General features: G+C 66.2%; 20 protein-coding genes. 14 read left to right on the top strand and 6 right to left on the bottom strand.

Features of this window, described 5'->3' with window-relative positions; translation table 11 throughout:
* Positions 1-2: 2 nt before the first annotated feature.
* Both PQU96_RS00315 and PQU96_RS00320 read right to left on the bottom strand, forming a co-directional pair.
* A complete protein-coding gene (locus PQU96_RS00315) occupies positions 3-1,076 on the bottom strand; it encodes an efflux RND transporter periplasmic adaptor subunit (RefSeq protein ID WP_272770322.1) in 1,074 nt (357 codons plus the stop codon).
* Between the two features lie 20 nt (positions 1,077-1,096).
* Entirely contained in the window at positions 1,097-1,762 is a 666-nt protein-coding gene (locus tag PQU96_RS00320) for a TetR/AcrR family transcriptional regulator (RefSeq protein WP_272770323.1), read from the bottom strand.
* A gap of 246 nt (positions 1,763-2,008) precedes the next feature.
* On the opposite strand from PQU96_RS00320, the gene argB reads away from it, so the two are divergent.
* The gene (gene argB, locus PQU96_RS00325) at positions 2,009-2,881 is read left to right on the top strand and encodes an acetylglutamate kinase (protein WP_272770324.1); all 873 of its coding nucleotides are present in this window, start codon (positions 2,009-2,011) and stop codon (positions 2,879-2,881) included.
* Positions 2,882-3,015: 134 nt separating this feature from the next.
* Positions 3,016-3,447 (top strand): CBS domain-containing protein, encoded by a 432-nt coding sequence (locus PQU96_RS00330; RefSeq protein ID WP_272770325.1) that lies wholly within the window; start codon positions 3,016-3,018, stop codon positions 3,445-3,447.
* A gap of 93 nt (positions 3,448-3,540) precedes the next feature.
* Here the strand turns inward: PQU96_RS00330 and PQU96_RS00335 are convergent, their stop codons facing one another.
* On the bottom strand, positions 3,541-4,320 hold the full coding sequence (locus PQU96_RS00335) for an IclR family transcriptional regulator (RefSeq protein ID WP_272770326.1): 780 nt from the start codon (positions 4,318-4,320) through the stop codon (positions 3,541-3,543).
* 153 nt (positions 4,321-4,473) lie between these two features.
* Here PQU96_RS00335 and PQU96_RS00340 point away from each other — a divergent pair, with 153 nt between their 5' ends.
* The 3 genes from PQU96_RS00340 (at position 4,474) to PQU96_RS00350 (ending at position 8,734) form a co-directional block, all read left to right on the top strand.
* Positions 4,474-5,661 carry an acyl-CoA dehydrogenase gene (locus tag PQU96_RS00340; protein ID WP_272770327.1) on the top strand — a complete coding sequence of 396 codons (1,188 nt, stop codon included), beginning with the start codon at positions 4,474-4,476 and terminating at the stop codon, positions 5,659-5,661.
* A gap of 163 nt (positions 5,662-5,824) precedes the next feature.
* Complete coding sequence (locus tag PQU96_RS00345) at positions 5,825-7,018, top strand: CaiB/BaiF CoA transferase family protein (RefSeq protein WP_272770328.1); 1,194 nt, start codon at positions 5,825-5,827, stop codon at positions 7,016-7,018.
* A gap of 96 nt (positions 7,019-7,114) precedes the next feature.
* Positions 7,115-8,734 (top strand): electron transfer flavoprotein-ubiquinone oxidoreductase, encoded by a 1,620-nt coding sequence (locus PQU96_RS00350; RefSeq protein ID WP_272770676.1) that lies wholly within the window; start codon positions 7,115-7,117, stop codon positions 8,732-8,734.
* A gap of 80 nt (positions 8,735-8,814) precedes the next feature.
* On the opposite strand, the gene PQU96_RS00355 is transcribed toward PQU96_RS00350, so the two are convergent.
* Positions 8,815-9,171: a translation initiation factor Sui1 gene (locus PQU96_RS00355; protein WP_272770329.1), complete on the bottom strand. Its 357-nt coding sequence runs from the start codon at positions 9,169-9,171 to the stop codon at positions 8,815-8,817.
* A gap of 340 nt (positions 9,172-9,511) precedes the next feature.
* Here PQU96_RS00355 and PQU96_RS00360 point away from each other — a divergent pair, with 340 nt between their 5' ends.
* The 4 genes from PQU96_RS00360 (at position 9,512) to ylqF (ending at position 11,709) form a co-directional block, all read left to right on the top strand.
* Positions 9,512-10,042 (top strand): hypothetical protein, encoded by a 531-nt coding sequence (locus tag PQU96_RS00360; RefSeq protein ID WP_272770330.1) that lies wholly within the window; start codon positions 9,512-9,514, stop codon positions 10,040-10,042.
* A 93-nt stretch (positions 10,043-10,135) separates the two neighbouring features.
* Positions 10,136-10,489: a DUF4870 family protein gene (locus tag PQU96_RS00365; RefSeq protein WP_272770331.1), complete on the top strand. Its 354-nt coding sequence runs from the start codon at positions 10,136-10,138 to the stop codon at positions 10,487-10,489.
* A gap of 62 nt (positions 10,490-10,551) precedes the next feature.
* Positions 10,552-10,764 (top strand): DUF3820 family protein, encoded by a 213-nt coding sequence (locus PQU96_RS00370; protein WP_272770332.1) that lies wholly within the window; start codon positions 10,552-10,554, stop codon positions 10,762-10,764.
* A 3-nt stretch (positions 10,765-10,767) separates the two neighbouring features.
* Positions 10,768-11,709, top strand: a complete 942-nt coding sequence (gene ylqF / locus PQU96_RS00375; protein WP_272770333.1) for a ribosome biogenesis GTPase YlqF — start codon at positions 10,768-10,770, stop codon at positions 11,707-11,709.
* 85 nt (positions 11,710-11,794) lie between these two features.
* Here ylqF and ruvX read toward each other — a convergent pair whose 3' ends face one another.
* Positions 11,795-12,226 carry a Holliday junction resolvase RuvX gene (gene ruvX, locus PQU96_RS00380; RefSeq protein WP_272770334.1) on the bottom strand — a complete coding sequence of 144 codons (432 nt, stop codon included), beginning with the start codon at positions 12,224-12,226 and terminating at the stop codon, positions 11,795-11,797.
* Positions 12,219-12,779, bottom strand: coding sequence for a YqgE/AlgH family protein (locus PQU96_RS00385; protein ID WP_272770335.1), 561 nt, complete (start codon positions 12,777-12,779; stop codon positions 12,219-12,221). Before PQU96_RS00385 ends, ruvX begins: the two co-directional genes overlap by 8 nt.
* Positions 12,780-12,936: 157 nt before the next feature.
* Here PQU96_RS00385 and smc point away from each other — a divergent pair, with 157 nt between their 5' ends.
* The 5 genes from smc (at position 12,937) to galU (ending at position 21,944) form a co-directional block, all read left to right on the top strand.
* Positions 12,937-16,422 carry a chromosome segregation protein SMC gene (gene smc / locus PQU96_RS00390; RefSeq protein ID WP_272770336.1) on the top strand — a complete coding sequence of 1,162 codons (3,486 nt, stop codon included), beginning with the start codon at positions 12,937-12,939 and terminating at the stop codon, positions 16,420-16,422.
* 3 nt (positions 16,423-16,425) lie between these two features.
* Positions 16,426-17,139: an energy transducer TonB gene (locus tag PQU96_RS00395; protein WP_272770337.1), complete on the top strand. Its 714-nt coding sequence runs from the start codon at positions 16,426-16,428 to the stop codon at positions 17,137-17,139.
* Between the two features lie 200 nt (positions 17,140-17,339).
* Positions 17,340-18,491: a cell division protein ZipA C-terminal FtsZ-binding domain-containing protein gene (locus tag PQU96_RS00400; protein WP_272770338.1), complete on the top strand. Its 1,152-nt coding sequence runs from the start codon at positions 17,340-17,342 to the stop codon at positions 18,489-18,491.
* 67 nt (positions 18,492-18,558) lie between these two features.
* Positions 18,559-20,988, top strand: a complete 2,430-nt coding sequence (gene ligA / locus PQU96_RS00405; RefSeq protein WP_272770339.1) for an NAD-dependent DNA ligase LigA — start codon at positions 18,559-18,561, stop codon at positions 20,986-20,988.
* Positions 20,989-21,071: 83 nt separating this feature from the next.
* A complete protein-coding gene (gene galU / locus PQU96_RS00410; protein WP_272770340.1) occupies positions 21,072-21,944 on the top strand; it encodes a UTP--glucose-1-phosphate uridylyltransferase GalU in 873 nt (290 codons plus the stop codon).
* The last annotated feature ends 22 nt before the right edge of the window (positions 21,945-21,966 follow it).

The following is a 21,966-nucleotide window of genomic DNA, read 5'->3' on the forward strand; positions in this document are numbered from 1 at the left end:
CCTTATTGCTGCAGCAGGCTGACGCGCTGGCCGTCGCGCAGCAGGTGGACACCGGCGGTGACCACCTTCTCGCCGCCGGCAAGGCCGGACTGCAGCACGACGCCGCTGCTGTCGAGTCGGGCAACCTGTACCGCCTTGCGGCCAACCTTGTTGCCGTTGCCGATCAGCCACACGTAGTGCTTGCCGTTCTCGTCGAGAATGGCGCTGTGCGGCAGGCGGATGGCGCGCGGCTGGCCGCCGGCGGCCAGTGCGCTGATGCGTGCGGTCATGCCCAGGCGGACCTCGTCGCCGGCGTTCGCCAGCTGCAGCCGCGCGGCGTAGGTGCGGGTGGCCGGGTCGGCGTCGGCGGCCAGCTCGCGCAGGCTGGCGTCCAGCTCGCGGCCGTCGGCCCACAGCGCCACCTTGAAGCCGCTAGCGCGGCGCACCCGTTCCAGCGCGTTTTCCGGCACCTGGAACAGCACCTCGCGCGCGCCGTCGGCGGCAAGGCGGGCGACCACCTGGCCGGCGGCGACCACCATGCCCGGTTCGGCGCTGATCTCGCTGATGACGCCGTCGCTGTCGGCCAGCAGCGAGGTGTAGCTGCCCTGGTTACGGCTGGCGGCTAGCGCCGCCTGCGCCTGCTGCAGACTGGCGCGCGCGCTGCTGACCGCCGCCTGCTGGCGGTCGACTTGTGCCGCGCTGATGAAATTCTGGGTCAGCAATTCGCGGAAGCGTCTGAGATCGGCCTGCTGCTGCTGCAGGTTGGCCTGCGCCGCCGCCAGCTGTGCCGCCTTGGCCTGGCTGTCGAGCTGGTAGTCGCTGGCATCCAGCACCGCCAGCACCTGGCCGCGCCGCACGCGCTCACCGCTGTTGACGCGCTTCTCCACCACCTTGCCGGCGACGCGGAAGGCGAGGCGGCTCTCCTGGCGGGCGCGGACCTCGCCGCTGAATTGCTGGCTGGCGGCAGCGTCGCTGCTGCTGGCGGTGGTGTAGCGGACCGGGCGGATTTCCTCGACCGGTTTGACCTCGTCGCGGCAGGCGGACAGGGTCAGCAGCAGGGCGCCGGCCAGGGCCAGCCGGTGGTAGTGCGGTGCCATCGTGATTTCCTCGTTGCGTTTTATTGTTGTGGCTGGCGGCCGGTCATCAGGCCGCCCAGCATCAGGTCCAGCGACAGTTCCAGGTACTGCAGCGGCGGCATGGAACGGTGCTGGCTGTCGGTGATTACCTTGCCGAAGGAGCAGCGCCAGGTCATGGTCAGCATCATCGGCGCCACCAGGGTGTCGACCACCGCGTGCGGATTGATGTCGCGGAACTCGCCACGGGCGACGCCGCGCTGCAGGACGCGCAGCAGCATGTTGTGGCTGGGCTCGATCACCTCGTGGTGGTAGAAGCGCGCCAGCTCCGGAAAGTTGGTGGCCTCGGCGAACATCAGCTTGCAGATGCCGGCCAGCGGCGATTCGCCGACTTCCAGCCACCAGCGCCGCATCATCAGGCGCAGCAGGTCGGCGCTGCTGCCCTCGTACTGCTGTTCCAGCTCGGCAAAGCTGGCCAGCCGCGTCACCAGGTTCTCGCGCAGCACCGCCTTGAAGATGTCTTCCTTGTTCTCGAAGTACAGGTAGGGCGTGCCCTTGGTGACACCGGCTGCCTTGGCGATGTCTTCCATCTTGGTGGATTTGAAGCCGCGCTCGACAAACAGCGCCAGCGCCGCGTCCAGGATCTCCGCCGGGCGGACTTCCTTGCGGCGGCGCCAGCGGGTGATCGGACAGCAGGATGGTTTGCTCATGATATTTTCTGAATACTGGTTCATTAATCTGATGGCCGGACTTTAGTGCAGCACCCCGCGATCGGCAATTAATAAATCGAAATTTATTTGCAAATGGCGTATTGGCGGCGGCGTGCTGTTGCGGCGTTGCCAATCAACGCCCATTCGCGGGTGGATGTGCACAAACGCCAGCCGAATCGGCCGTGCTTGGGTAGAATGCGGCGCAGCAATCGCTGTTTCTGATTCCGACTACCGTGGAGATGCCCCGTGAGCGTAGCCCCCATCGACAAGGCCGCCATCCTGGCCGAAGCGCTGCCATATATCCGCAGCTTCAATAACAAGACCATCGTGGTGAAATACGGTGGCAACGCGATGACCGACGACAAGCTGAAGGAAGACTTCGCCAAGGACATCGTGCTGCTGAAACTGGTCGGCCTGAACCCGGTGGTGGTGCATGGCGGCGGCCCGCAGATCAACGAGCTGCTGGAGCGCGTCGGCAAGGAAGGCCAGTTCATCCAGGGCATGCGCGTGACCGACAGCGAGACCATGGACGTGGTGGAAATGGTGCTCGGCGGCCTGGTGAACAAGGAAATCGTGTCGCTCTTGAACAAGCACGGCGGCAAGGCGGTCGGCATCACCGGCAAGGACGGCCACTTCATCCGTGCCAGCAAGCTGTTCCTGAAGTCGGAATCCGATGAAAACATCGATATCGGCCAGGTCGGCGACATCGAGCACATCGATCCGAGCCTGGTGTCGTTGCTGGACAGCCAGGACTTCATCCCGGTGATCGCGCCGATCGGCGTCGGCCAGGACGGCGAGGCCTACAATATCAACGCCGACGTGGTGGCCGGCAAGCTGGCCGAGACGCTGAAGGCGGAAAAACTGGTGTTGATGACCAACACCCCGGGCGTGCTGGACAAGCAGGGCAATCTGCTGACCGGCCTGACCGCGGCCAAGGTGGACGAGCTGTTCGCCGACGGCACCATCAGCGGCGGTATGCTGCCGAAGATCAGCTCGGCGCTGGATGCGGCCAAGAGCGGCGTGAACTCGGTGCACATCATCGATGGCCGTGTACCGCACGCGCTGCTGCTGGAAATCCTGACCGACGAAGGCGTCGGCACCATGATCAAGGCCGGCTGATTCCATCGCCGTTCCCTGCCAAAGGCCGCTGTTGCGGCCTTTTTCTTTTGGCCCTGGCCGCGCGCTGTCTATATTGAACGCATTACGGTTCTACTCCGGTCTATGCCGGGTGGTCATCAAGGGGGGAGGGCGGCATGCAAACAGTGCGACAACTGCTGGCAAACAAGGCGATCAAGGATCTGATCAGCGTCGGGCCGGAAATGACGGTATTCCAGGCTTTGCAGGTGATGGCGGAGCGCGACGTCGGCGCCATCCTGGTGATGGAGATGGGCGACGTGGTCGGTATCTTCTCCGAGCGCGACTATGCGAGGCGCATCGTGCTGCTGGGGCGTACCTCGGCCGGGACCAAGGTGCGCGACATCATGACCAGCAAGGTGATCTTCGTGAGTCCGGAGCAGAGCATCGGCGAGTGCATGGCGCTGATGACCGAGCGCCGCATCCGCCACCTGCCGGTGATGGAGGACAACCGCGTGATCGGCCTGCTGTCGATCGGCGATCTGGTGCACGCCACCATCGCCGAGCAGCAGTTCGTGATCGAGCAGCTGGTGAAGTACATCCGTACCTGAAACGGGCGGCGCCCGCCGCCTCGCAAAAACCACAAAAGGTTGGCCGCAACGCTTGCGGCCAACCTTTTGTGCTTGTCGGGGCGTGCTGTCGGCTCAGGGCACGATCTGGCGCGCCAGCTGTATCAGCGCCGGCGCGATCTGGCGGCGCATCGCCTCCGCATTGAAGGCGAAGGCCGGGCCGCTGGCATTGAGGCACACCACCGGCATGCCCGGCACCGGCGACGGCAGCGCGACGCCGACCGCCATCACGTCGCGCTCGAATTCGCCGAACGACTCGCTGTAGCCGAACTGTGCGTAGTGCTCACAGCTGGCCTGCAGCCGCGCCGCCACCACCGGCCAGTCGCGGCCGTAGCGCTGCGCCAGCTCCGGCTGCAGCGCGGCGCGTTCCGCCGGCGACAGGATGGCGTAACAGGCGCGGCCGATGGCGGTGCTGGCCAGCGGCACGCGCGAGCCGACGGTGAGCTGTACCGACACCCGCGCCTGGCTGCGGCAGGTTTCCAGATAGACGATGCCGGTGCCGTCGCGCATGCCCAGGCTGACCGAGATGGTGTGCTGCATCGCGAACTCGCGCATCAGCGGCGAGGCGACGCGGCGGATGTCGTAGCTGCCGAGTACGGTGGAGCCCAGCGCCAGCACCGCCAGCCCCAGCCGGTAGTAGCCGGTGTCGTGATCCTGAGACAAATAGCCGAGCTTGGTCAGGGTGTAGGTCAGCCGTGACACGGTGGATTTCGGCAGGTCGGTCCGCTGCGCCAGCACCTGGTTCGACAGCGCGCCCTCACCGGGCTGGAACGCCGCCAGCACGCGCAGGCCACGGGCCAGTGCGCCGACGAACAGGCGGTCTTTTTCCTCGTCTGTATCTGGGGTTGACGACATCGGCAATCGGCTCTCTTTCTGGATGAGTGGCAAGAATAGTGCACCGCCTTATATCGACCAAGAAAAAACTTTACAGGCTGGCAGCTGGTTGGTAGTCTATTTTGCATTGTAGAACGTAATTCCGCAATGCGGAATTGCTCAAGGAGAGTCCACATGGCTGCAGCATCCAATCGCGCCCCTTTCCAGTGGGATGACGCACTGTTACTGAACGATCAGTTGACCGACGAAGAACGCATGGTGCGCGACAGCGCCTACGCCTACTGCCAGGAACGCCTGCTGCCGCGGGTGCTGATGGCCAACCGCGAAGAGCGCTTCGACCGCGAGATCATGAGCGAGATGGGCGAGCTGGGCCTGCTCGGCTGTACCATCGACACCCACGGCTGTGCCGGCCTGTCGCACGTGGCCTACGGCCTGGTGGCACGCGAAGTGGAGCGCGTCGACTCCGGCTACCGCTCAGCGATGTCGGTACAGTCCAGCCTGGTGATGCACCCGATCTGGGCCTACGGCACCGACGCGCAGAAGGACAAGTACCTGCCGAAACTGGCGACCGGCGAATGGGTCGGCTGCTTCGGCCTGACCGAGCCGGACGCCGGCTCCGACCCGGCCGGCATGAAGACCCGCGCCCGCAAGGTCGACGGCGGTTACGTGCTCAACGGCAGCAAGATGTGGATCACCAACAGCCCGATCGCCGACGTGTTCGTGGTGTGGGCCAAGGACGACGACGGCGAGATCCGCGGCTTCGTGCTGGAAAAAGGCATGAAGGGCCTGTCGGCGCCGAAGATCGAGGGCAAGTTCTCGCTGCGCGCCTCCATCACCGGCGAGATCGTGATGGACAACGTGGAAGTGGGCGAAGACGCGCTGCTGCCGCACGTGAAAGGCCTGAAAGGTCCGTTCGGCTGCCTGAACAAGGCGCGCTACGGCATCGCCTGGGGCGCGATGGGTGCCGCCGAGTTCTGCTGGCAGGGTGCCCGCCAGTACACGCTGGACCGCAAGCAGTTCAACCGTCCGCTGGCCGCCACCCAGCTGGTGCAGCTGAAGCTGGCGAACATGCAGACCGAAATCAGCCTGGGCCTGCAGGCCGCGCTGCGCGTCGGCCGCCTGATGGACGAAGGCCGTGCCGCGCCGGAAATGATCAGCCTGATCAAGCGCAACAACTGCGGCAAGGCACTGGACATCGCCCGCATCGCCCGCGACATGCACGGCGGTAACGGCATCTCCGACGAGTTCCACATCATCCGCCACGTGATGAACCTGGAAGCCGTCAACACCTACGAGGGCACGCACGACGTGCACGCCCTGATTCTGGGCCGAGCCCAGACCGGTATTCAGGCGTTTGCCTGATCGCTCGCGGGCGCACTGGGCAAGGGGGTCCCGTGCGCCAGCAGTGTGATGTACCGCCGCCGGCCTCCACCAGCGGCGCGAGTTGGTTCCTGTCTGTCCTTAGGGCTCGGTGCAACCGAGCCATTTTTTTCGCGGCCAACGTTGGCCGCAAAGGAGAAGCATCATGGCTGGCGCATTGTCGGGTATCAAGGTTCTGGATCTGAGTCGTGTCCTCGCCGGGCCGTGGACCGGGCAGCTGCTGGCTGATCTCGGCGCGGAAGTGATCAAGGTGGAGCGTCCCGGCAGCGGCGACGATACTCGCCACTGGTCGCCGCCCAGCCTGCCGGACGGCACCGCCGCCTACTACCTCGCCGCCAACCGCGGCAAGCAGTCGCTCACCGTCGACATCACCCAGCCGGCGGGGCAGCAGATCGTGCGCCAGCTGGCGGCCGAATGCGACGTGCTGCTGGAAAACTACAAGGTCGGCGGCCTGAAGAAGTACGGCCTCGACTACGACAGCCTGAAACAGCTGAACCCGCGGCTGGTGTACTGCTCGATCACCGGCTTCGGCCAGGACGGCCCCTACGCCGAGCTGCCCGGCTACGACTACATCGTGCAGGGCATGTCCGGCCTGATGAGCATCACCGGCCCCGCCGACGGCGAGCCGCACAAGGTCGGCGTCGCAGTCACCGACCTGTTCACCGGCCTGTACGCCGCCAACGCGGTGCAGGCGGCGCTGCTGTCGCGCCACCACACCGGCGTCGGCCAGTACATCGACATGGCGCTGTTCGACTGCGCGCTGGCGATGCTGTCCAACGTCAACATGAACTGGCTGGTCGGCGGCGAAGTGCCGCCACGGCTGGGCAATGCCCACCCCAATATCGTGCCCTACCAGGTATTCAAGACCGCCGGCGACGGCCACTTCATCCTCGCCTGCGGCAACGACAAGCAGTTCCGCGCGGTGTGCGAGGTGCTGCAGCTGCCGCAACTGGCCACCGACGAGCGCTTCGCCAGCAACCCGAAGCGGGTGCAGCACCGTGCCACACTGGTGCCGCTGCTGGCCGAGGGTTTCATGGCGCGCGGTCGCGACGAATGGCTGAAACTGCTCGACGCCGCCGGCGTGCCGTGCGGCCCGATCAATACCGTCGCCGAGGCATTTGCCGACCCGCAGATCCGTCATCGCGACATGGCATTGCGGATGACCGACAGCAAAGGACAGAACGTGCCCCAGGTGGCCTGCCCGATCAAGATGTCGGCCACCCCGCCGCAGTACCTGACGCCGCCGCCGGCGCTGGGCGAACACACCGACGCGCTGCTGCAGCATCTGGGCTACGACGCGGTGGCAATTGCACAACTGCGCGCTGCCGGGACCGTTTAAACGCTTGTTTGATTTTGACGCGCAGCCACATTCATTGGCATCATTGCGCTTATTGTCCCCTGCCAGCGCAAAGGAGAAGCGGTGGAACGCGAATACATGGAATACGACGTGGTGGTAGTCGGAGGCGGGCCTTCCGGCCTGTCCGCCGCCATCCGTCTCAAGCAGCTGGCTGCCGAAAAAGGTCAGGAACTCAGTGTCTGTCTGCTGGAAAAGGGCTCCGAAATCGGCGCGCACATCCTGTCCGGCGCCGTGCTGGAGCCGCGCACGCTGAACGAGCTGATCCCGGACTGGAAGGAAAAGGGCGCGCCGCTCAACACCCCGGCCAAGCAGGACAGCTTCCTGCTGCTGACCGAAACCGAGTCGATCAAGCTGCCGACCCCGCCGCAGATGAACAATCACGGCAACTACATCATCAGCCTGGGCAATTTCTGTCGCTGGCTGGGCCAGCAGGCGGAAGAACTGGGCGTGGAGATCTATCCCGGCTTCGCCGCCGCCGAAGTGCTGTACCACGCCGACGGCTCGGTGAAGGGCGTGGCCACCGGCAACGTCGGCACCGGCAAGAACGGTGACGAGGAGGGCGAACCGGGCATCGAGCTGTGGGCGAAGCAGACCATCTTCGCCGAAGGCTGTCGCGGCTCCCTGACCAAGACGCTGTTCGAGCGTTTTGACTTGAGAGAGGGATCCGACCCGCAGACCTACGGCATCGGCATCAAGGAACTGTGGGAAGTGAAGCCGGAGCTGCACGAAGAAGGCAAGATCACCCACACCGCCGGCTGGCCGATGGATTCGAACACCTACGGCGGCTCCTTCCTCTATCACCTGGAAAACAACCAGGTGGTGGTCGGCTTCGTGGTCGGTCTCGATTACGAGAACCCCTACCTGTCGCCGTACGAGGAATTCCAGCGCTTCAAGACCCACCCGGCGATCAAGGGCGTGTTCGAAGGCGGTCGCCGCCTGTCCTACGGTGCGCGCGCGATCTCCGAAGGCGGCCTGCAGAGCATCCCGAAACTGACCTTCGCCGGTGGCGTGCTGGTTGGCGACACCGCCGGCTTCCTCAACGTGCCGAAGATCAAGGGTACCCACACCGCGATGAAGTCCGGCATGCTGGCCGCCGAAGCGGTGTTCGCACTGTTTGCGGCCAACCCTGAAGCGCAGGGTGCGGAAGCGGTCGGCTACACCGCCGCCTTCAAGCAGAGCTGGCTGCACGACGAGCTGCACAGCGTGCGCAACATCCGCCCGGCGTTCCGCTGGGGGCTGTGGCCGGCGATGATCTACTCGGCCATCGACACCTACCTGTTCCGCGGCAAGGCGCCGTGGACGCTGCGCCACAAGCACGCCGACCACGAGTGCCTGAAGCCCAAGGACGAGTGCACGCCGATCGCCTATCCGAAGCCGGACGGGGTGCTGACCTTCGACCGCCTATCGTCGGTGTTCATCTCCAACACCAACCACAGCGAAGAGCAGCCACCGCACCTGAAGCTGAAGGACGCGAGCGTGCCGATCCGCATCAACCTGGAAAAGTACGACGCGCCGGAACAGCGCTACTGCCCGGCCGGGGTGTACGAGATCGTCGGCCGCGACGAGGGCGAGCCGCGGCTGCAGATCAACGCGCAGAACTGCGTGCACTGCAAGACCTGCGACATCAAGGATCCGACCCAGAACATCAACTGGGTGACGCCGGAAGGCGGCGGCGGGCCGAACTACCCGAACATGTAAGCCGCCACAACGGACAACGCCGCCAGCGACTGCTGGCGGCGTTTTTCATTGCGGCCGACCTTGGCCGCATCGGCGGGAACTCAGCCGCCGCTGCGTTTCACCGTCCAGCCCTGCTGTTGCAGCTCGGCCATCAGCAGCGCGACATGCTCGCCCTGGATCTCGATCTGGCCGTCCTTGACGGTGCCGCCGGTGCCGCAGCGCGCCTTCAGCCGCTTGCCCAGCGCCAGCAGTTCGCTGCCGGCCAGCGGTACACCGCTGATCACCGTCACGCCCTTGCCCTTGCGGCCCTTGGTCTCGTGGCGCACGCGCACGATACCGTCGCCGGCTGGCACTGCCGGCGCCTGGCAGACGCAGGCGTCCAGCGGCGCGCGGCAGGCCGGGCACATGCGGCCGTGTTCGGTGGAGTACACCAGTCCGCCGCTGGCATGCTTCTTCATGTTGTGTCCTTGTCCTGTTTGCGAAAAAACTGCATCTGGTGAGCTTAAAATGCAGGAATGACGCATTGTATTGCGCCAGCGCGCACGGCTCAATTGGTGATGGCGCTTGACAGCCAGCGGCGCGCGGGCGCATCATCGTCCGCTATGGCTACTGTTATCCGTTTCGTGTCCCACGCTTATTATTATGGTTACCGCACTTCTCTGGCGGCACCAGGACGCGTCACGGGCTGAACAAGCCTTACCCCCGAATCCCTGAATCAATGCCGCCGCACTCTGGCGGCATTGGTGTTTCTGGGCAGTTCCAATGTTTCCGGTTTGCGGCACCAGACGGAGTGCAAACATGGAAAACCATCGTTCCTGGCAGCTGCCAGCGGAAAAACTCGGTATCAGCAGCGCACTGTGCATCGTCAGCGATGTCGAGCACGGCTCGCATCAGCCCGGCAACCCGGTTGCCCGCCTGCAGGCGCTGCTCGCCGGACAGCAGACCCCGGCGGTGCTGGAGTCGCTGTTCCCCGAAGTGCGCAGCCTGGCCTACCTGTCGGCCGGGGGCCGCTCGCCGCAACGTGCCGACTGGCTGGCGGCGCGGGTGCTGGTGTTCTCGCTGCAGCATCTGGAACTGGCCAGCCACGAACTGGCGCTGATGGACGCGGTAAACCTGCGTTTGCAGCAGCTATCGCGTAAACTGGCACTGGATTGCCCGCTTGTGCGCTCGTTTGCGCTGTTTTGTGGCGCACGGCCGTGGCGCACCCACGGTCATGGCGAGCAACTGCTGCACGTGGCGTCGTCGCCGGTAGCGCAGTCGCTGGCGCTGCGCACTCAGCTGGGTACGCATCTGGCGCGCTTGCAACAGGCACTGGCGCGGCTGGTTTGATGCCGGCGCACACAAACAGCATGGCTAACAAAGCCCGGCGTGGCAATGCCGCCGCGTAACGGTTTTGTTAGCCATGCTCGAACAGGAGAAGAGATGGACGACGGTTATCTGCAACGCGTGCCCCGCGCCGACGACACACTGAAAACCCTGACCCTGGTGGTGTATGCGTTGCAGGCGCTGAGCCTGTTCGTCGGCGTCAGCGCCATCGTTGGCATCATCATCAACTACATCAAGCGCGACGAAGCCGCCGGCACGCTGTGGCAAAGCCATTTTGCCTGGCAGATCCGTACCTTCTGGTGGGCGCTGATCGGCTTTGCCATTTCCTGGCCGCTGATGCTGGTGCTGGGGCTGGGCTTCGTCACCGGTTTTGCGGTGTGGGTGTGGTACGTATACCGCATCGTGCGCGGTTTTCTGGCGTTTAACGACCGCCGGGCGCTGCCGCAGTGAATGCTTGCTGCGCATTGGCCACAGCTTTGGCACAATGCGCGGCTGATTTTTGAATGAACGCGATGAACCCCGAACATCTGCAACTACTCGTCACCCGCGTGATGCCCTATGGCAAGTACAAGGGTCGCGTGATTGCGGACCTGCCCGGGCACTACCTGAACTGGTTTGCCCGCGAGGGCTTTCCGCCGGGCGAGATCGGCCGCCTGCTGGCGCTGATGCACGAGCTGGATCACAACGGGCTGTCATCGCTGCTTGACCCACTACGAAAGCGATAATACATGGCCATCCAATGGTTCCCCGGACACATGAACAAAGCCAAGAAAGAGCTGCAAGAGCGTCTTGGCGGAATCGATGTGGTCATTGAAATGCTGGACGCGCGCCTGCCGGCCTCCAGCGCCAACCCGATGATCGCGCAGCTGGCGAAACGCAAGCCGTCGATCAAGGTACTCAACAAGCAGGACCTGGCCGATCCGGCCGTCACCCGGCAGTGGCTGGACTGGTACCGCAAGCCGGGCACCATCGCCATCGGCCTCGATGCCTCGGAAAAATCGCCGGCACAAAAGCTGATCGAAGCCTGCATGGACGTGGCGCCCAATCGCGGCACCATCGACAAGCCGTTGCGGGTGGTGATCTGCGGCATTCCCAACGTCGGCAAGTCGACGCTGATCAACAGCATCACCGGCCGCCGCATCGCCAAGACAGGTAACGAGCCGGGCATCACCAAGGGCCAGCAGCGCATCATGCTGTGCGACGAGATCGAGCTGTTCGATACCCCCGGCATGCTGTGGCCGAAGATCGTGGTGCCGCAGGGCGGCTACAACCTCGCCGCCAGCGGCGCGGTGGGCCGCAACGCGATGGACGAGGAGGAAGTGGCGCTGGAGCTGCTGGCCTACCTGCTGCGCTACTACGGCAAGGAGCTGGATGCGCGCTACAACATCGGTGACATCGCCGGCCTGCAGGACTGGCAGGTGATGGAGCAGATCGGCCGCAAACGCGGCGCCATGCTGCCTGGCGGTCGCATCAACATCCAGAAAACCGCCGAACTGATCCTCACCGACTTCCGCAGCGGCGCCATCGGCCGCCTGACGCTGGAGCGCCCGGACGAGTGGAAGGCCTGGGAAAAGGCGGCCAAGGAAGCCGCGGTACTGCGTGCCGCGGAGAAGGAAGCCGCGCGTCTGGAGCGCGAGGCGCGTGTCGCCAAGGCCGCCAAGCGCCGTTAAAGCATTGCGGCCAACCTTGGCCGCCAGCACAAACAAAAAGCCCGCTGCTGTGCAGAGCGGGCTTTTTTGTGTAGTGGGGCAGGGCTCAGCCGAGGCGTTCGCCGGGCTCCTCGAACCACGCCATCACGATCGCCTGCGCTGCCACCTGATCCAGCACCGGCTTCTGCTTGCGACCGCGCACGCCGGCTTCTTCCAGCAGACTCTCGGCGATCACCGAGGTCAACCGCTCGTCCACCAGCCACACCGGCAGCCGGTAGCGGCCGTGCAGACGCTGCGCAAACTTGCGGCACAGCGCGGTCAGCGCGTGGGCGTTGCCGTCCATGTGGGTCGGCAGGCCGACGACAAAGCCGGTCGGCTGCCATTCCTCGATCAACTTGCCGATGGCGGCGAAGCGCACCTCGTTGCTGTCGCTGTTGATGGTGGCCAGCGGGGTGGCGATGCCCAGTTCCGGCTCGCCCAGCGCCACGCCGATGCGCTGCTCGCCAAAGTCGAAGCCCAGCAGCGTGCCCTTATGCATGGCCGGCGTCCGTGCACAGCAGCGACGGATCGAAGCCCAGCAGCTTGATGGCGCTGTCGAAGCGCGCCTCGCTCGGGGTATCGAAGATCACCCAGTCGGCGGCGGCGACGGTCAGCCACTGGTTGGCGGCGATTTCCTCTTCCAGCTGGCCTTTTTCCCAGCCGGCGTAGCCGAGGCTGACCAGCAGCTTGTCCGGGCCCTGCGCCTCCGACACCGCCTGCAGGATGTCCTTGGAGGTGGTCAGCGCCATGTCGTCGGTGATGGTCAGCGTCGACTGCCAGTTGCCGATCGGCATGTGCAGCACGAAGCCGCGGTCCGGCTGTACCGGGCCGCCGAAGTGTACCGGCACGGTATTGGCGTCGTCGTTGGCCAGCGGCAGGTCGATCTGTTCCAGCAATTGCGCCAGCACCAGTCCGGAGGGCTTGTTGATGATCATGCCCATCGCCCCCTGGTCGCCGTGCTCGCAAATGTAGACGATGCTTTTGGCAAACAGCGGGTCGGTCATGCTGGGCATGGCGATCAGAAAATGATGTGCAAGGGTCAGCGTATCCATGGCTGCATTATGGCAACCATTGTCATGGCCGGCAAAGCACATCGCACAAAAGCGCCACCTGGACAGCGCACCAGGACCGCCCTCCGGCAAAGGTTGGCCGCAGCGGTGCGGTTGCTTGCTAAAATGGCCGACTGATTTCTCCTGAGCTGGATACCCCTTGCGCCTTACTCACATCAAACTGGCGGGCTTCAAGTCCTTCGTCGACCCCACCAGCATCGCCGTGCCCGGCCAGCTGGTGGCGGTGATCGGCCCCAACGGTTGCGGCAAATCCAACGTGATCGACGCCGTGCGCTGGGTGCTGGGCGAATCGTCGGCCAAGCAGCTGCGCGGCGAATCGATGCAGGACGTGATCTTCAACGGCTCCTCCAGCCGCAAGCCGGTGTCGCGCGCCTCGGTGGAGCTGGTGTTCGACAACGGCGACGGCCAGCTCACCGGCCAGTGGGGGCAGTACGCCGAGGTGTCGATCAAGCGCGTGCTGACGCGGCAGGGCGAATCCAGCTACTACATCAACAACCAGCAGGTGCGCCGCCGCGACATCACCGACCTTTTCCTCGGCACCGGCGTCGGCGCCCGTGGCTACGCGGTGATCGAGCAGGGCATGATCTCGCGCATCATCGAGGCGCGCCCGGAAGAGCTGCGCGCCTACCTGGAGGAGGCCGCCGGCGTGTCGCGCTACAAGGAGCGCCGCCGCGAGACCGAAAACCGCCTCGCCGACACCCGCGACAACCTGACCCGCATCGACGACCTCAAGCTGGAGTTGGGCCGCCAGGTCGAGCGCCTGACCGAGCAGGCCGAGGTCGCGGCCAACTACCAGGACATGCGCGGCGCGCTGACCTTCAAGCAGAACCTGCTTGCGCTGGCGCGGCGCGAGGAGGCTGCGCGCAGCGAAGCCGCAGCGCGCGGCGAACTGGCGCGCATCGAAACCGAGGAAACCGCGCTGGAAGCGGCGCACACCCATCTGGAAACCGAGCTGGAAACCGTGCGCGAGGCCCACTACGCAGCCAGCGACGCGGTGCACGAGGCGCAGCAGGCGCTGTTCGAGGCCAACGCCACGCTGGCGCGGCTGGAAGAACAGCAGCGCCACCGCCTGCAAAGCCGCGAGCGGCTGGAGCGCGATCTGGCGAGCGCTCGCAACGAGCGCCAGCAGTTGGCGGAGCAGAAGACCCAGGTCGAGTATGAGCTGGACGACTGGCTGCCGCGCCGCGAAGAGGCGCAAATGCGCATGGAAGAGGCGCAGATGGGGCTGGAAGACGGCGCCGACGGCCTGCCCGGCGCCGAGGCCGCGTTCCGCGTCGCCGACCAGCGCCTGGCGCAGATGACGGCGCAGATCGCCAACCTGACCCGCGAACGCGACCTCGCGCGGCAGCAGGGCGAGCACTTGCGCCGCAGCATCGAGCAGCTGGCCGGGCGCGAAGACGCGCTGCGCCGCGAGCTGGCCGACCTCAACCTGCCGGACAGCGGCGTGCTGGAAGCGGCCCATGCCGAGGTCGCCCGCGCGCAGGCGGCGCTGGACGCGGTGCGCGCAAGGTTGGCCGCCGACGAGGCGAAGCAGGCGGATCTCGCCAGCGAACGCGAACAGCTGGACAAGACGCTGCATGAATTCAATAGCGACGCCGCCCGCGCCGAGGCCGAAGTCGCCGCGCTGGACGCGGTGCTGGCACGCGAGGCCGCCGGTGAGCAGCTGGCCGGCTGGCTGGAAGCGCAGCAGCTGGCTGGCGCGCCGGCGTTGTGGCAAAGCCTGCAGGTTGATGAGCGCTGGCGCGCCGCGGTGGAAGTGGTGCTCGGCGACAGCCTCGCCGCCCGCGCCGCCGCCTTGCCCGGCGATCTGCCGCCGGCGCCGCTGGCGCTGGTCGACTGCGCACCGGTGCCAGCCGTTGCGGCCAACTCTAGCCGCCAGCCGCTGCGGGATGTAGTCAGCGCCGGTGCGCCGTTTGCCGCCGCGCTGGCCGACTGGCTGGCCGGCGTCTACTGCGCCGACACGCTGGACGAGGCCATCGCCCGTCGCGGCGAGCTGGCCGCCGGCGAGTGCTGGATCACGCCAGACGGCCACCGCGTCAGCGCGGTCAGCGTGCGCTTCAACGCCGCGCAGGCCGGCGACGGCATGATGGCGCGCAAGGCGGCGCGCGACGCGGCGGCGGAAAGGTTGGCCGCGGTGCAGCCGCAGATCGACAGCACCCGGCAACGGCGTGACGGCGTGGCGTCGATGCTGGGTATGCTGGCCGAGGCGGTGCGTGCACAGAAGGGCGCGGTATCGCGGCTGGAAGGCGAGCTGAACGCGGTCACGCTGGAGCACGTGAAGCTGGATCAGGCGGCACGGCAGGGTGCGGCGCGTCTGGCCGCCATCCACGCCGAACAGCAGCGCCTGCGCGACGAGCGCGACACGGCGCAGGAAACCATCGCCGAGGCCGAACTGCTGGCCGAAGAAAACGCGATGCAGCTGGAAGAGCTGGCCGAACAGCTGGAAGACGCGCGTCTGGCGCGCCTGAACGCCGAAACCGGGCTGGAGCTGGCGCGCAACAAGACGCGCGACGCCGAGCGCATGCTGCACGAGATCAAGCTGGCGCAGCATACCGCCGAGCAGAAGGTGGCCGAGCTGGCGCGCCGTGCACGCGAACTGGAAGACCGCGACCAGCAACTGGCCGAGCGCCTGGAAACGCTGGCGATGGAGGCGGAAACGGTGGAGGAGGCGGCGCCGGACGAGGTGCTGCAAGAGGCGCTGCTGCTGCGCGAAACGCGCGAGCAAACGTTGGCCGCAACACGCGACCAGCTCAACGCGCTGACCGAGACCCTGCGCCAGCACACGCAAAAGCAGCAGGAAGTCAGCGCCGCGCTGCCGGCGCTGCGCGAGGCGCGCTCCGACTGGTTGCTGAAGCATCAGGAAGCGCGGCTGAACGTCGAGCGCTTCGACGAGGAACTGAAAACCGCCGAGGCGGACGAGGCGGCGCTGCTGCCGCACCTGAACGACAGCGTGAAGCCGAATGCGCTGGCGGCGGAAATCGCACGCCTGGCGCGCGCCATCGAAGGCTTGGGCGCGGTCAACCTCGCCGCGCTGCAGGAGCTGGAAGAGGCGCAGAAGCGCGGCGAGTATCTGGCCAGCCAGACCGACGACCTGCTGCAGGCGATGGCGACGCTGGAAGAGGCGATCGCCCGCATCGACGGCGAAACCCGCGACATGCTGCAAAGCACCTACGAGGCAGTCAACGCCAAGATGAGCGAGTTCTTCCCCACCCTGTTCGGCGGCGGCCGCGCCGAGCTGGTGCTCACCGGCGACGACCTGCTGTCGGCCGGCATCCAGATCATCGCCCAGCCGCCGGGCAAGAAGAACAGCACCATCCACCTGCTATCCGGCGGCGAGAAGGCGCTGACCGCGATGAGCCTGGTGTTCTCGCTGTTTTCGCTCAACCCGGCTCCGTTCTGCCTGCTGGACGAGGTGGATGCGCCGCTGGACGACGCCAATACCAGCCGCTTCTGCGATCTGGTGAAGCAGATGGCTGCGCACACGCAGTTCCTGTACATCAGCCACAACCGCCTGACCATGGAGATGGCCGAGCAGCTGGTCGGCGTGACCATGCAGGAGCAGGGCTGCAGCCGCATTGTGGCGGTGGACATCGTCGAAGCGCTGAAAATGCGCGAAACGGCCTGAACGATGCGCGCGGCGCTGCTGCTGTCGCTGGTCCTGCACGCGCTGCTGCTGGCCGCGTTTGCCTGGCAGTTCCGCCCGCTGCCGGCGCTGGCGCCGCCCTTGCAGGTGCTGTTGCTGCCGACTGAGGAGGTGTTGACGGCACCGCGTGGCGGCGAACGCGCCGTGGCGCCGGTCGCGGCCCGTCAACCCGCTGCGGTGCCGGCCGCGCGCAGCGCCGCGCCGGCGGCAGCCGCGCCATCCACACCATCCACACCATCGCCGCTACCGGCAGCCACGCCGCCGGCGACGGTGGCGGCGACCGGCAAGGCCGCGGCGGCGGCCGTCGCGCCAGCCGGCAGCAGTAACGGCTCCGGCAGCAACACTGCGGCCAACCTTGCGACCGCCAGTACGGCGCCGGCCGCGGCCGACGGCAAGGGCGGCGGTGCGGAAAATCCGGGCGAAAGCCGCGCGGTGCGGGTACGCTTTGCGCCTAAGCCGCCCTATCCGGCGCTGTCGCGCGAGCTGGGCGAGGAGGGCGTGGTGTTGCTGCGCATCATGGTCGGCGCCGGCGGAGAGTTCGAGCAGGTGCAGTTGCTGCGCTCCAGCGGCTTCATCCGCCTCGACCGCGCCGCGCGCGACGGCGTGCGCAGTTGGCGCTTCGACGCCGCGTGGCAGGCGGGGCAGCCGGTGGCGGCCAGCATCGACATTCCGGTACGCTTCCGCCTCGACGAGTCGTAGCCGGCTGCCTTGCCTTGGGAGTAACAGGGACTTTCGGTGGCAGTTTTTTTGTGAAAATGATGCTTTCGGCGGGAAATGTCGAAAAATTGCGCGTTATTTCGATAGGGAATGGCCGATGACGCGAGGGTGGTCACCGTTTGCGTTGCGACGTTTGTTATAATACTGTCCTGAATAATGGCCACAGCAGTGGATAAGGCTCGATGAGCGACTTACAAATAGGCTTGCTGATGCTGGGGGGGATCGTCATCGCCCTGGTGTTCGCCTTCAATACATACCAGGAATGGCGCTTTCGCAAACGGACCCGCCAGGCCTTTTCACGTCATCACGCCGATGTGCTGCTGGACGTGCCCAAGAATCACGTCCGCGACGGCAAGCAGGAACGGCTGGAGCCGGTGCTGCTGCAGGACGAGGACGACACTCCCGCCTACCTGAACGACACGCCGCCGTCGCACGCCTTCACGCCGCCGCCCGCCGCCAGCGAGCCGCCGCCGGAAGAGGAGGAAGAGGAACAAGAAGTGGCGACGATGGACGCCGCCGACCACCAGGCACTGGTGGTGGCGCTGCTGGACCCGTCGCTGGACTTCATTGCCGAGGTGGTATTCAGCCGTCCGATGACGCTGTCGTCGCTGCCGCGCTTCAATGTCGCCAAGCGGGTCCAGGCCATCCTGCGCAGCGAGCGCGGGCTGTGGACGCCGGCCGAGCTGCTGCCGGGCACCCGTTACAAGCAGGTCAACTTCGGTCTGCAGCTGGTCGATCGCAGCGGCGCGGTGACCGAGCAGGAGCTGGCCAGCTTCTGCCAGCAGATCAACCACTACGCCGAGCAGTTCGATGCCCAGGTCAGCTTCCCGCAGCGCCAGCAGAAGCTGGTGGCCGCCCGTGAGCTGGACCGCTTCTGCGCCGACGTCGACGTGCTGATCGGCATCAATATCGTGCCGACGGCGCCGATCTCCGGCGCGCGCCTGCGCAGCGTGGCCGAAGCCGCCGGCCTGCAGCTGGAGCCGGACGGCCAGTTCCACTATCTCGCCGATTCCGGCAACTCGCTGTACTCGCTGGCCTCGGCCGACCAGACGCCGTTCACGCTGCACAATCTGCTCGACAAGTCTTTCCCGGCGCTGACGCTGCTGTTCGACGTACCGCGCGTGGCCGGTGGCGCCGCGGTGTTCGACCGCGCCATCGCCTTCGCGCTGCAGCTGGCGCGGGAGTTCGACGCCCGCCTGGTCGACGACAACCGCCGCGAGCTGAGCGAAGCTGGGCTGCTGAAGATCCGCGAGCAACTGGTGCGTATCTACGGCAATATGGACGACCGCGGCATCGCACCGGGCAGCGTCGCCGCCTTGCGCCTGTTCGCCTGATTCCTGCCGTTTTCATTGTTTCCGCACGCCGGCCCTTGCCGGCGTGCTGCATTTCCGGGGCCGCAACATGACCGAAGCCACTTCCGAACAGCGCCAGCGTGCGCAAGCCTTGGCCGCGCTGCTGGAGCGCTACAATCACGAGTACTACGTGCTGGACGCGCCGACGGTGCCGGACGCCGAGTACGACCGCCTGTTCCGCGAGTTGCAGCAGCTGGAGCATGAATTTCCAGAGCTGTGGACCCATTTTTCGCCGACCCATCGTATAGGTGGCGCGCCGCTGCCGGCCTTCGACAGCGTGACTCACACCGTGCCGATGCTGTCGTTGTCCAATGCCTTTTCCGACCTGCAGCAGGACGATTTCGCCAGCCGCCACGCCGAGCTGATCGCCTTCGACGAGCGGGTCAGCAAGGATCTGGCCGCGGCCAACGTCGAGTACGCGACCGAGCCCAAGTTCGACGGCCTGGCGGTGAGCCTGCTGTATCGCGACGGCGTGCTGGTGCAGGCCGCCACCCGAGGCGACGGCGCCAGCGGCGAGAACGTGACCGCCAATATTCGCACCGTGCGCTCGGTGCCGCTGAAACTGGCTGTGGCCAACGTACCGGCATTGCTGGAGGTGCGCGGCGAGGTGCTGATGCTGAAGCGCGATTTCGAGCGCCTGAACGATGTGCAGCGCGAACGCGGCGACAAAACCTTTGCCAACCCGCGCAACGCCGCCGCCGGCAGTCTGCGGCAGCTGGATTCGCGCATCACCGCGCAGCGCCGGCTGTCGTTCTTCGCCTACGCCATCGCCCAGGTGGAAGGTGCCGATTGGCCGGCCACCCACGCCGGCGAGATGGATTGGCTGGCCGAACTGGGCTTCCCGGTGGTGGCCGCCGCGCTGCGTCCGGTGGTGCAGGGCGCCACTGGCCTGGCCGGCTACTACGAAGGTGTGCTGGCACAGCGTGCTGCGTTGCCGTTCGAGATCGACGGTGTGGTGTACAAAGTGAACAGCCGCGCACAGCAGGCGCGGCTGGGTTTCGTGTCGCGCGCGCCGCGCTGGGCGATTGCGCATAAGTTTCCGGCCGAGGAAGCGCTGACGCGGGTGGAGGCGATCGAGGAGCAGGTTGGCCGCACCGGCGCCATCACCCCGGTGGCGCGGTTGCAGCCGGTGTTTGTCGGCGGCGTCACGGTGACCAATGCCACGCTGCACAACGAGGACGAAGTGCGGCGCAAGGATGTGCGCGTCGGTGACACGGTGATTGTGCGCCGCGCCGGCGATGTGATTCCGGAGGTGGTATCGGTGGTGCTGGTGGAGCGCCCGATGCGGCCAACGTCCGGCGGCGATCTGTTCAGCGGTAGTGAGGAGCCGATGTACCCGGCCTACCGCCTGCCGACTAAGTGTCCGGTATGTGGCAGCCACGTGGTGCGCGAGGAAGGCGAGGCGATCGCGCGCTGCTCCGGCGGGCTGGTGTGCAAGGCTCAGCGCACGCAGGCGATCCAGCACTTTGCCGGCCGCCGCATGATGGACATCGACGGCCTGGGCGAGCGCTACATCGACAAGCTGGTGGAGTTCGACTACGTCAAGAGCGTGGCCGACCTGTACCGGCTGACACTGGACGACCTGCTGGAAATGAAGCGCCGCGCCGACGAGCAGGAGGGTGTGACGCCGGAAACCGTCAAGGCCGGCAAGGTCGCCACCAAGTGGGCCGAGAATCTTATTGATGCCATTGCCGCCAGCAAGACCCCGCCACTGGCGCGCCTGCTGTTTGCGCTGGGCATCCGTCACGTCGGCGAATCCACCGCCAAGACCCTTGCCGACTGGCTGGGCACGCTGGATAACGTACGCCGCGCGCCGCGCGCGGTGCTGGCGGCACTGCCGGACATCGGCGGCGTGGTGGCGGATGCCATCGCCGAGTTCTTTGCCGAGGCGCAGAACGAGCGGGTGATCGACGCCTTGCTGGCCGCCGGCGTGGCGCCGGCGGACGAGCACGCGCCCAAGGCACAGCTGCGCGACAAGCTGGCTGCGGCCAACCTTTACGCGCGCCTGAACGTGCCGCGGCTGACCGAGATCCGCGCGCAGCAATTGGCCGCGCAGCAGGGCGAGCCGGCAAGGTTGGCCGCATTGCCGCGGGTGGACGTGATCCAGCTCGATCTGCCGGCCGAGGTGGTCAATGCACTGGCCGACTGGCTGGACGACGCGGCCAATCGCGCGCAGCTGCAGGCCATCGCCGACTATTGCCGTGTGCTGCTGGCCGCGGTGCCGCAGGCCGAGGCCGCGCCGCAGAACGAGGCGGTGGCCGGCAAGACCTTCGTGCTCACCGGCACGCTGCCGACCATGGGCCGCGATCAGGCCAAGGCCTTGGTCGAGGCGGCCGGTGGCAAGGTGTCCGGTAGCGTGTCGAAGAAGACCCACTACGTGGTGGCCGGTGCCGAGGCGGGCAGCAAGCTCGACAAGGCGCTGGAGCTGGGCGTGACGGTGCTGGACGAGGCCGGCTTGCTCGCCTTGCTGGCGTCGTGACGGCAGCCAGAACTAGAGCGGCGGCGATAAAACGCCTACAATTGCCCGCTACTTAACATGTTGTCCGGATAAAAAGACTCATCATGCAAAAAGTTACCAAAGCGGTATTCCCGGTGGCCGGCATGGGCACCCGCTTCCTGCCCGCCACCAAGGCCAGCCCGAAAGAGATGCTGCCGGTGGTGGACAAGCCGCTGATCCAGTACGCGGTGGAAGAGGCGGTGGCCGCCGGCATCACCGAGCTGATCTTCATCACCGGTCGCAACAAGCGCAGCATCGAGGACCATTTCGACAAGGCCTACGAGCTGGAAACCGAGCTGGAAAACCGCAACAAGAAGAAACTGCTGGAGACGGTGCAGGAGATCCTGCCGGCCAACGTCAGCTGCATCTACATCCGCCAGGCGGAGGCGCTGGGCCTGGGCCACGCGGTGCTGTGCGCCAAGCCGGTGGTCGGCAACGAGCCGTTCGCGGTGATTCTGGCCGACGACCTGATCGACGGTGAGCCGGGAGCGATGGAGCAGATGGTGCGCGTGTTCAACGAGACCCACAGCTCGGTGCTGGGCGTGGAAACCGTGGCGCGAGAGGAAACCGGCTCCTACGGCATCGTCGAGGTGGCTGCCGATGGCCATGGCCGGCAGCAGGTGTCCAGCATCGTCGAGAAACCGCACCCGGACGTGGCACCGTCCAACCTGGCCGTGGTCGGCCGTTACATCCTGACGCCGCGCATCTTCGACAAGCTGCTCAATACCGTGCCCGGCGCCGGCGGCGAGATCCAGCTTACCGACGGCATCGCCGCGCTGCTGAAGGACGAGCCGGTACTGGCCTATCCCTTTGCCGGCAAGCGCTACGATTGCGGCTCGAAACTGGGCTATCTCAAGGCTACGGTGGAATACGGCCTCAAGCACCACGAAGTCGGCAGCGAGTTTGCCGCCTTCCTGTCCGGCCTGCCGCGCGACTGAGCACAACCCCATCCATCACGCC

Origin of the sequence: Vogesella margarita, assembly GCF_028548475.1 — a bacterium.
GTDB classification, from domain to species: Bacteria; Pseudomonadota; Gammaproteobacteria; order Burkholderiales; family Chromobacteriaceae; genus Vogesella; species Vogesella margarita.

Bases quoted from the DNA above. Each gene is read 5' to 3' on its own strand.
- PQU96_RS00315 (WP_272770322.1), bottom strand. From the start codon at position 1,076: ATGGCACCGCACTACCACCGGCTGGCCCTGGCCGGCGCCCTGCTGCTG.
- PQU96_RS00320 (WP_272770323.1), bottom strand. From the start codon at position 1,762: ATGAGCAAACCATCCTGCTGTCCGATCACCCGCTGGCGCCGCCGCAAG.
- PQU96_RS00330 (WP_272770325.1), top strand. From the start codon at position 3,016: ATGCAAACAGTGCGACAACTGCTGGCAAACAAGGCGATCAAGGATCTG.
- PQU96_RS00335 (WP_272770326.1), bottom strand. From the start codon at position 4,320: ATGTCGTCAACCCCAGATACAGACGAGGAAAAAGACCGCCTGTTCGTC.
- PQU96_RS00340 (WP_272770327.1), top strand. From the start codon at position 4,474: ATGGCTGCAGCATCCAATCGCGCCCCTTTCCAGTGGGATGACGCACTG.
- PQU96_RS00345 (WP_272770328.1), top strand. From the start codon at position 5,825: ATGGCTGGCGCATTGTCGGGTATCAAGGTTCTGGATCTGAGTCGTGTC.
- PQU96_RS00350 (WP_272770676.1), top strand. From the start codon at position 7,115: ATGGAATACGACGTGGTGGTAGTCGGAGGCGGGCCTTCCGGCCTGTCC.
- PQU96_RS00355 (WP_272770329.1), bottom strand. From the start codon at position 9,171: ATGAAGAAGCATGCCAGCGGCGGACTGGTGTACTCCACCGAACACGGC.
- PQU96_RS00360 (WP_272770330.1), top strand. From the start codon at position 9,512: ATGGAAAACCATCGTTCCTGGCAGCTGCCAGCGGAAAAACTCGGTATC.
- PQU96_RS00365 (WP_272770331.1), top strand. From the start codon at position 10,136: ATGGACGACGGTTATCTGCAACGCGTGCCCCGCGCCGACGACACACTG.
- PQU96_RS00370 (WP_272770332.1), top strand. From the start codon at position 10,552: ATGAACCCCGAACATCTGCAACTACTCGTCACCCGCGTGATGCCCTAT.
- ylqF (WP_272770333.1), top strand. From the start codon at position 10,768: ATGGCCATCCAATGGTTCCCCGGACACATGAACAAAGCCAAGAAAGAG.
- ruvX (WP_272770334.1), bottom strand. From the start codon at position 12,226: ATGCATAAGGGCACGCTGCTGGGCTTCGACTTTGGCGAGCAGCGCATC.
- PQU96_RS00385 (WP_272770335.1), bottom strand. From the start codon at position 12,779: ATGGATACGCTGACCCTTGCACATCATTTTCTGATCGCCATGCCCAGC.
- PQU96_RS00395 (WP_272770337.1), top strand. From the start codon at position 16,426: ATGCGCGCGGCGCTGCTGCTGTCGCTGGTCCTGCACGCGCTGCTGCTG.
- PQU96_RS00400 (WP_272770338.1), top strand. From the start codon at position 17,340: ATGAGCGACTTACAAATAGGCTTGCTGATGCTGGGGGGGATCGTCATC.
- ligA (WP_272770339.1), top strand. From the start codon at position 18,559: ATGACCGAAGCCACTTCCGAACAGCGCCAGCGTGCGCAAGCCTTGGCC.
- galU (WP_272770340.1), top strand. From the start codon at position 21,072: ATGCAAAAAGTTACCAAAGCGGTATTCCCGGTGGCCGGCATGGGCACC.